The sequence below is a fragment of the Pseudomonas sp. genome (assembly GCF_050739655.1).
Taxonomy (GTDB): Bacteria; Pseudomonadota; Gammaproteobacteria; order Pseudomonadales; family Pseudomonadaceae; genus Aquipseudomonas.
Genome location: NZ_JBOIBY010000472.1, coordinates 1 through 8,445, shown reverse-complemented (window position 1 = coordinate 8,445; position 8,445 = coordinate 1). Strand labels below are relative to the sequence as shown.

The window sequence follows — 8,445 nt, the reverse complement described above, 5'->3', positions numbered from 1 at the left end:
TGAACGTGGACATGAACCTGGAACCGTTTCGACGGATTAATCCCTGCGGCTACGCCGGGCTGGCGATGACCCAGCTGAGCGATCACGCAGGATCGATTGAATTTGCCGAGGTAAGTGCCCGGCTGCGTGCGCAGCTCGTCAAACACCTCGACTATGCTGAGCAGACGACCCTAACGGGCGGAATCGACTGATATGACTACTGATGCAGTGCAAACCATGATCCCGACGCAGGATGTCACTGAGCGTCCGGCCCCGCGTGCCAAGGTTGAAGCCGGCGTAAAGCTGCGCGGCGCCGAGAAGGTTGCACGCATCCCGGTAAAGATCATTCCGACCACTGAACTGCCGAAAAAGCCTGACTGGATTCGTGTTCGTATCCCGGTGTCCCCGGAAGTCGATCGCATCAAGGCTCTGTTGCGCAAACACAAGCTGCACAGTGTGTGCGAAGAAGCGTCCTGCCCGAACCTGGGTGAATGCTTCTCGGGCGGTACGGCGACGTTCATGATCATGGGCGACATCTGCACCCGTCGTTGCCCATTCTGTGACGTGGGCCACGGTCGTCCGAAACCACTGGACGTCAACGAGCCGGAAAGCCTGGCCATCGCCATTGCCGACCTGCGCCTCAAGTACGTGGTAATCACCTCCGTAGACCGCGACGATCTGCGTGATGGCGGTGCCCAGCACTTCGCCGATTGCATCCGTGAAATCCGCAAACTGTCGCCGAACGTGCAGTTGGAAACCCTGGTTCCGGATTACCGTGGCCGCATGGATATCGCCCTGGAAATCACCGCCGCTGAGCCGCCGGATGTGTTCAACCACAACCTGGAAACCGTGCCTCGCCTGTACAAGGCCGCGCGTCCGGGTTCGGACTACCAGTGGTCGCTGACCCTGCTGCAACGTTTCAAGCAGATGATGCCGCACATCCCAACCAAGTCCGGCCTGATGCTGGGTCTGGGCGAGACCGACGACGAAGTCATCGAAGTCATGAAGCGCATGCGCGAACACGACATCGACATGCTGACCCTGGGTCAATACCTGCAGCCGTCGCGCAGCCACTTGCCGGTGCAGCGTTTCGTGCACCCGGACACCTTCGCCTGGTTCGCCGAGGAAGGTTACAAGATGGGCTTCAAGAACGTCGCTTCCGGCCCGTTGGTACGTTCTTCGTACCACGCCGATGAACAGGCGAAGCTGGTCAAGGCCGAGCTGATGTCGTCCTGATCTGCTGAAAGACGTGCAAACGCCCGCAAGGCATTCAGTCTTGCGGGCGTTTTTTTGTCTGGCCCACGGTAACTACCGTCTTTCCTGCAACCTGCGGGGCGACAATCGCTCTTCTGTTTGTCCCCGTTCCTGACTACTGTGTGCTGAAGTGTTCACGCAGGGAGATTCATGGATGACCGTTCGACCGATTCACACCCTTTGTCCTCACGCTTGCGTTCCGGCCTTGCCGTCGGAAGGGACGATCGGGGTCATTGCGCCTGCCGGCCCAGCGGCGCTAGATACCGATAAAGCCGTGCAATGGATGCGCGCGCGAGGTTATGCGCTGAAAGTGTTTCCTGGCGTATACGAGAAGAATGACTACTTGGCCGGCAGTGATGAGGTGCGCCTCAATGACTTGCACGCGGCATTCGCTGACAGCGAGGTCGATGCGATCATTTGCCTGCGCGGTGGCTACGGTACGCCGAGGTTGCTCGATCGTATCGATTTCCAATTGCTGCGCAGTCATGCCAAGCCGTTTGTTGGCTACAGCGATATCACCGCGCTGCACTTGGCGATCAGCCGTTACGCAGGTTTTGTGACGTTTCATGGCCCGTTGCTTAATGCCGATATTCTTGGCGCCAGACAGAAACCCACGGAGTCTTCATTTTTCAACATGCTGCGTGGGCAGCTGAAAGCGGGGAGTGTGTTGGCGCACCCTCTGGCTTACCCGTTGACCACGATCGAGCCGGGCATTGCTCATGGGCGATTGCTGGGGGGCAATCTGTCGATGATCGCTGCGACCATGGGCACGCCCTACGAAATCGACGCCGAAGGCGTCATCCTGTTCATCGAAGACATCAATGAGCCGTTGTACCGCATCGACCGGTTGCTGACTCACCTGCGACTGGCCGGCACGCTGGGCAAGCTGCGAGGGGTGTTGGTAGGGGATGTGGCGGGGGTTGAAGTCCCTGCGCTGGAGCGGTTGCTCAAGCAGACATTTGAGCCATTGCAGATTCCGGTGCTGTCCGGATGGCGTAGTGGGCACTGTGATCCGAATCTGACATTGCCCTTGGGGGCGCTGGTCAGACTGGATGCGGGGAATCAGGAGTTGGTGTTGGAGCAGGATGTAGTGGTCAAACGGTAGATATTCGTCGCCTGAAAGTAAGCCTTCGCGGGCAAGCCTCGCTCCTACGGGTATCCATACCTTGTAGGCGCGAGGCTTGCCCGCGAAGCTTTAGCGGCTACGCAAACCTTCAAGCAACTTGTGCGTCGGGTAACCATCCGCCGGCCAGCCGAACGACTGCTGGGCACTGCGAATGGCTTTGCGGGTATTGGCGCCGATAATGCCGTCCGCAGTCCCCGCATCGTAATTCTGCGCGCTGAGCAGGTTTTGCAGTTCGATTCTTTCGGTACGGCTCAGTGGCAAATCATCTTTAGGCCACGTGCCGCTGATCAGGCCTGCTCCGTTGAAGCGCTCGGACAAGAGGCTGACTGCCAGGGCGTAGGACGACGAGTTGTTGTACTTGAGAATCGCACGGAAATTGTCGAGGACCAGGAAGGCCGGGCCCCGATAGCCAGCGGGCAGCAGCAGCGCTGCGGACAATTGTTCGGTACCAGCCGGGACCTGGCCGCCATTGGGTAGCGTGACACCCAGTTGTCGCCATTCGGCAACGCTCTTGCGAGTCGTGCCGTCGGCCAACACGTAGTTGAAAGTGCTCGGCAGCTGCACTTCAAAGCCCCATGGCTGGCCTTTCTGCCAACCGGAGCTTTGCAGGTAGTGGGCGGTCGAGGCCAGGGCGTCGGAGGCGCTGCCCCAGATGTCACGGCGGCCATCACCATCGAAGTCAACGGCGTGGGTGTTGTAGGTCGTCGGGATGAACTGGGTCTGGCCCATGGCACCAGCCCAGGAACCGAGCATTTTCTCCGGCTCGATATCACCCTGTTGCAGAATTTGCAGCGCAGCAATCAATTGCGCATGGGCGAACCCCGGGCGACGGCCCTCGTAGGCCAGGGTCGCCAGTGAGTTGATCACGGACTTGCTACCCTGGAACTGGCCGAAGTTACTTTCCATGCCCCACACGGCAACCAGCGCCTGACGATCGACGCCATAGCGCTGTTCGATGCTTTGCAGGGTGCTGGCGTATTGGTCCACCAGCGCCTGACCTTTGCGAACGCGCAGCGGCGACAGGGCGCCGTCGAGGTACTCCCACACCGGGCGGGAAAATTCCGGCTGGCTGCGGTCGGCACGAATCACGCTGGGGTCGAAGCTGACATTGGCAAATGCACGGTCGAACAAGTCAGCACGAATGCCGGCAGCGAGCGCATCCTTGCGAAACCCTGCCTGCCATTCGGCGAAGGTCTGGGTTGGCTGGATGTCGAGGTTTTCACCGGTCGGAACCACAGGCGCAATGACCGCAGGCGCGGTGGCGACAGGCAAAGTCTGAAGGGGTTGGGCGTCGGCGGCGGTGGGCTTTTCCGCGCAGGCGACTAGCAAAACGAGGCTGGAGGCAGCAATCAATTGGCGTAGGTGCCAACGACGGGAAAGACAAAGGGGCATGCACGGGTCCAGGGAAAACGGATCAGGTGCAGACCTTAACATGTTGAGCGGATGCTTGCCTTTCAGGCCGCCAGAAAGTAAGAAGCCTCCCAGTTGTCAGACTGGAAGGCTTCGCGGCGGTAGCTGCCTTTGCCCTTGCCGGCTCGTTCCTGGCGGCTGCGGAACAGAGGCTGGGCGACGATGGATTTGGCCTTGTTGGGGCCGTGTTTTGACGGCTTTTTGCTCATGATGGGGCTCTCGCAATTGGGTGGGTTTTGCGGCGCAGATATTCGGCCGAAATGGGGCGGGTGTCTATAGTGCAAATGCATGCGTGATTTGTAGGAAGGAAGATCAAAAGATCGCAGCCTGCGGCAGCTCCTACAGGGGAATGCGATCTTTTAATTTTATTCGGCAGGCAATGAAAGCCGCTGGCCGGCCATCAACAACGTCAAGCGGCTCAAGCTCATCCACGGCGAGCCGGCGGCCTGGCCTTTGATCTGCGCGTCAATGCGCTGAGCCTCAAGCAGCAACTGCGCCCAGCGTTGCGCTGAATAGCGTTGCAGGGCTTTGCTCATCAGCGGTTTGCGCTTGTCCCAGACGGGCGGCCTGGCCTGGCTGAAGGCTTTGTCCAGTGGAGTTCCCTGGCTGTATTGCAAAGAAATATTGGCCAGCAGCCGCAGCTCCCGAGCCAGCGCCCAGAGAATCACCGGAGGTTCGACACCCTCACCGCGCAGGCCTTCGAGCATGCGCAGGGCATGAGAGGCTTCGCCATTGAGAATCGCATCGGTCAATCCGAAAACGTCGAAGCGCGCACTGTCGGCCACCGCGGCCTGTACGGTTTCGACGGTGATCTGACCGCCTTCGGCCATCAGCTTGAGCTTTTCGATTTCCTGGGCAGCGGCCAGCAAGTTGCCTTCGACCCGTGCAGCGATCAGTTCTACGGCGTCCTGACTGGCGGAAAGCCCGGCCTGGGACAAACGCTGACGGATCCAGCCAGGCAATTGACCAGCATCCACCGGCCAGATTTGCACGAACTGTGTCTGCGGGCCTTCGACCAGCGCCTTGCCCCATTTGGTTTTCTGCGCGCTGCCGTCGAGCTTGGGCAAGCTGATCAGCAGCACAGTGTCTTCGGCCGGTCGCGAGCAGTACTCGATGAGCGCTGCGGCGCCTTTGTCACCGGGCTTGCCGGAAGGCAGGCGCAGTTCCAGCAGGCGCTTTTCGGCGAACAACGACATGCTGGCACCAGCCAGCAACAACGTACCCCAGTCGAAACTGGCATCGGCGGCAAAGACCTGACGTTCGTCGAAGCCCTGCTGACGGGCAGCGCTGCGAATGGCGTCGGCGGCTTCCTGACACAGCAATGGATCATCGCCACTGATGACGTAGACCGGCGCAAGGGCGCCTTGCAGGTGTTTACCGAGTTGGGCGGGGGCGAGTTTCATAAGAGAGGGCGAACGGGGCGCCTGGGCGCCCCGTAAGTCTTACTGTTGCGGCAGTTCGATGGGCGACTGACGCGGAGTTTCCGCTTCAGCCTTCTGCGCCGCTTCCAGTGCCGCGGCTTCCGCCTTGGCCTTGGCTTGGGCGGTTTGCTGCAACTGATCCAGTTCAGCCGGCGTCAACTGCTGCAGGCGCAGCATCATGCGTTGAACCAGTTCACGGCGAGTGTCCTTGCGGGCATCGGCGGCTTCCTGGTCAGAACCCACCAGGTTGTTGCCGTCGTGGATAAAGATCTTTTGCACTTCAAGCTTGTCGCTCAGCAGCGGCAGGTTGCCCTGCCCCAGAATGTCGTAGTTGAGCACCGTGGTTATCTGATACTCGCCCGTACGTCCGGCGCCGGCATAGCTGAGGATGCGCTGGGTTTCCTGTTCATTGGCCAGGAACAACTTGTAAGGCGCGCCGGTGTAGACCTTGACGCCGCTGCTTTGCAGTACCTGACGCAGTTGGGTCACGGTTGAACCGTATGCGTCGCGGGCACTCAGGTCGAGTTCCTTGATCGCAAGTTCCGTGGAGCCGGTGCCGCGCAGCTGGAAACCGCAGGCGCTCAGCAGAATTGCGAGGCCCATCACCAGCAAGTTGCGTTTGATCATTGTGTTGCTCCCCTTGAAACCATGTGGGCCGATCATGCGGCCCGAAAGGTTTTATTCGGCGCCAGGCATGGCCTGGCGCCTGATCCAATTAGCTGGCGACGATGTTGACCAGTTTCCCGGGCACCACGATCACTTTGCGAATCGTCAGGCCGTCGACGAAACGCAGTACGTTTTCGTTGGCTCGGGCGGCGGCTTCGACTTCCTCGCGGCTGGCGCTGGCAGGCATTTCGATGTGACCGCGCAGCTTGCCGTTGACCTGAATCACCAGTTGCAGGCTGTCCTGTACCAGCGCGCTTTCGTCCAGTACCGGCCAGCCAGCGTCGATGACAGGGGCAGCATGACCCAGTTGATTCCACAGCTCGTGGCTGATGTGCGGCGTGATCGGGGCCAGCAGCAGCGTCACGGCTTCCAGGCCTTCGTGAATCAGTGCGCGGTCCTGTTCGGTGGTTTGCGCGGCTTTTTCCAGCACGTTCATCAGCGTCATCACCTGGGCGATGGCGGTGTTGAATTTGTGGTTCTGGCCGACGTCGTGGCTGGCCTGCTTGATGGCCTGGTGGATCGAGCGTCGAATGGCTTTCTGCTCGTCATTCAGGCTGGCGACGTCCAGTTTGCCCGGCAGGCCCTGGGTGACGTGCGCTTGAGCCAGACGCCATACGCGCTTGAGGAAACGGTGCGAACCCTCAACGCCGGAGTCAGACCATTCCGCGCTCATGTCAGGTGGCGAGGCGAACATCATGAACAGGCGGCAGGTGTCTGCACCGAACTGGTCAATCATCGACTGTGGGTCGACGCCGTTGTTCTTGGACTTGGCCATCTTCTCGGTGCCACCGATTTCCACCGGCAAGCCATCGGATTTCAACTTGGCGCTGATCACCTTGGCCTTGCTGTCGCGCTCAAGCTCGACGTCCGCCGGGTTGAACCAGGTGTAAGCACCGTTGGCTTCGCGACGATAGTAAGTCTCGGCGATCACCATGCCCTGGGTCAGCAGGTTCTTGAATGGCTCGTTGGAGCTCACAAGGCCTTCGTCGCGCATCAGCTTGTGGAAGAAGCGCGCGTAGAGCAGGTGAAGAATCGCGTGTTCGATACCGCCGATGTATTGATCCACCGGCAACCAGTGGTCGGCCGCCGATTTCTCGACCAGGCCGCCCTCGAAATGTGGCGAAGCGTAGCGAGCGTAATACCACGAGGACTCGACGAAGGTGTCCATGGTGTCGGTTTCACGCTTGGCAGGCTGGCCGCATTTCGGGCAGCTGCACTCGTAGAACTCTGGCATGCGGGCCAGAGGCGAACCGGCGCCATCGGGTACGACGTCTTCCGGCAGCACAACGGGCAGTTGATCTTCCGGTACCGGTACATCACCGCAAGTGTCGCAGTGGATGATCGGGATCGGGCAGCCCCAGTAACGCTGACGGCTGATACCCCAGTCGCGCAGGCGGAACTGGGTACGCGAGGCGCCCAGTTCTTTCTTGATCAGTGCCACTTCAATGGCGTCGAAGGCGCCGGCGAAGTCGAGGCCGTCGAACTCGCCGGAATTGATCAGCGTGCCGTGTTCGCCATAGGCATCCTGCCAAGGTGCAGGATTGGTGTCGCCCGAGCTGGTGCGCACTACGGATTTGATCGGCAGGCTGTACTTGGTGGCGAATTCGAAGTCGCGCTCGTCGTGGGCCGGAACGGCCATGACCGCGCCATCGCCGTAATGCATCAGCACGTAGTTGGCGACCCATACCGGCAGTTTTTCACCGGTCAGCGGGTGCTCGACGAACAGGCCGGTCGGCAGGCCTTTTTTCTCTTGAGTGGCAACGTCGGCTTCGGCAACGCTGCCGCCCTTGCATTCAGCGATGAACGCTTGCAGCTCAGGGTTGTTCTGCGCGGCGAGGGTGGCCAGGTGGTGTTCGGCGGCCACGGCGACGTAGGTCGCGCCCATCAGGGTATCCGGGCGGGTGGTGAAGACTTTCAATGTGCCGCTTTCGCCGATGGAATCGACGTTGTACGGGAACTGCACTTCCATGCCGCGGGACTTGCCGATCCAGTTGCGCTGCATGGTCTTGACCTGTTCAGGCCAGCCCGGCAGGTCGTCGAGGCTCTCCAGCAGCTCATCCGCGTAAGCGGTGATCTTGAAGTAGTACATCGGGATTTCGCGCTTTTCGATCAGCGCGCCGGAACGCCAGCCGCGACCGTCGATCACCTGTTCGTTGGCCAGAACGGTCTGGTCGACAGGGTCCCAGTTCACGGTGCCGTTTTTACGGTAGATCACGCCTTTTTCGAACAGGCGGGTGAACAGCCATTGTTCCCAGCGGTAGTAATCGGGCTTGCAGGTGGTCACTTCACGGGACCAGTCCACCGCCAGGCCCAGGCTGCGCAGCTGGGACTTCATGTAGGCGATGTTCTCGTAGGTCCACTTGGCGGGCGCTACGTTGTTCTTCATCGCGGCGTTTTCCGCCGGCATGCCGAAGGCGTCCCAACCCATGGGTTGCAGGACATTCTTGCCTTGCATGCGCTGATAGCGGGAGATCACGTCGCCGATGGTGTAGTTGCGCACGTGCCCCATGTGTAGCTTGCCGCTGGGGTAAGGGAACATCGACAGGCAGTAGTAAGTCTCCTTGCCTGGCTGTTCACTGACTTCAAAGG

At 60.2% G+C, this 8,445-nt stretch carries 7 protein-coding genes and 1 pseudogene; 3 read left to right on the top strand and 5 right to left on the bottom strand.

Annotated features, from left to right (window positions below; all coding sequences use genetic code 11):
• The 3 genes and pseudogenes from ACRESJ_RS22860 to ACRESJ_RS22850 all read left to right on the top strand — a co-directional run.
• Window positions 1-191: pseudogene (locus tag ACRESJ_RS22860) on the top strand (lipoyl(octanoyl) transferase LipB); the annotation flags it as partial.
• A gap of 1 nt (window position 192) precedes the next feature.
• Complete coding sequence (gene lipA, locus ACRESJ_RS22855) at window positions 193-1,215, top strand: lipoyl synthase (RefSeq protein ID WP_090325473.1); 1,023 nt, start codon at window positions 193-195, stop codon at window positions 1,213-1,215.
• A 172-nt stretch (window positions 1,216-1,387) separates the two neighbouring features.
• Window positions 1,388-2,338 carry a S66 peptidase family protein gene (locus tag ACRESJ_RS22850; RefSeq protein ID WP_431759951.1) on the top strand — a complete coding sequence of 317 codons (951 nt, stop codon included), beginning with the start codon at window positions 1,388-1,390 and terminating at the stop codon, window positions 2,336-2,338.
• Between the two features lie 90 nt (window positions 2,339-2,428).
• Here ACRESJ_RS22850 and ACRESJ_RS22845 read toward each other — a convergent pair whose 3' ends face one another.
• From ACRESJ_RS22845 to leuS, 5 genes are all read right to left on the bottom strand, one after another.
• Window positions 2,429-3,751, bottom strand: coding sequence for a lytic murein transglycosylase (locus ACRESJ_RS22845; RefSeq protein WP_431759950.1), 1,323 nt, complete (start codon window positions 3,749-3,751; stop codon window positions 2,429-2,431).
• Between the two features lie 62 nt (window positions 3,752-3,813).
• Complete coding sequence (gene arfA / locus ACRESJ_RS22840; protein ID WP_008065994.1) at window positions 3,814-3,978, bottom strand: alternative ribosome rescue factor ArfA; 165 nt, start codon at window positions 3,976-3,978, stop codon at window positions 3,814-3,816.
• A 156-nt stretch (window positions 3,979-4,134) separates the two neighbouring features.
• Window positions 4,135-5,172, bottom strand: a complete 1,038-nt coding sequence (gene holA / locus ACRESJ_RS22835) for a DNA polymerase III subunit delta (protein ID WP_431759949.1) — start codon at window positions 5,170-5,172, stop codon at window positions 4,135-4,137.
• 39 nt (window positions 5,173-5,211) lie between these two features.
• The gene (gene lptE, locus ACRESJ_RS22830; RefSeq protein WP_431759948.1) at window positions 5,212-5,817 is read right to left on the bottom strand and encodes an LPS assembly lipoprotein LptE; all 606 of its coding nucleotides are present in this window, start codon (window positions 5,815-5,817) and stop codon (window positions 5,212-5,214) included.
• An 88-nt stretch (window positions 5,818-5,905) separates the two neighbouring features.
• A partial coding sequence (gene leuS, locus ACRESJ_RS22825; protein ID WP_431759947.1) for a leucine--tRNA ligase occupies window positions 5,906-8,445 on the bottom strand: 2,540 nt, incomplete at its 5' end.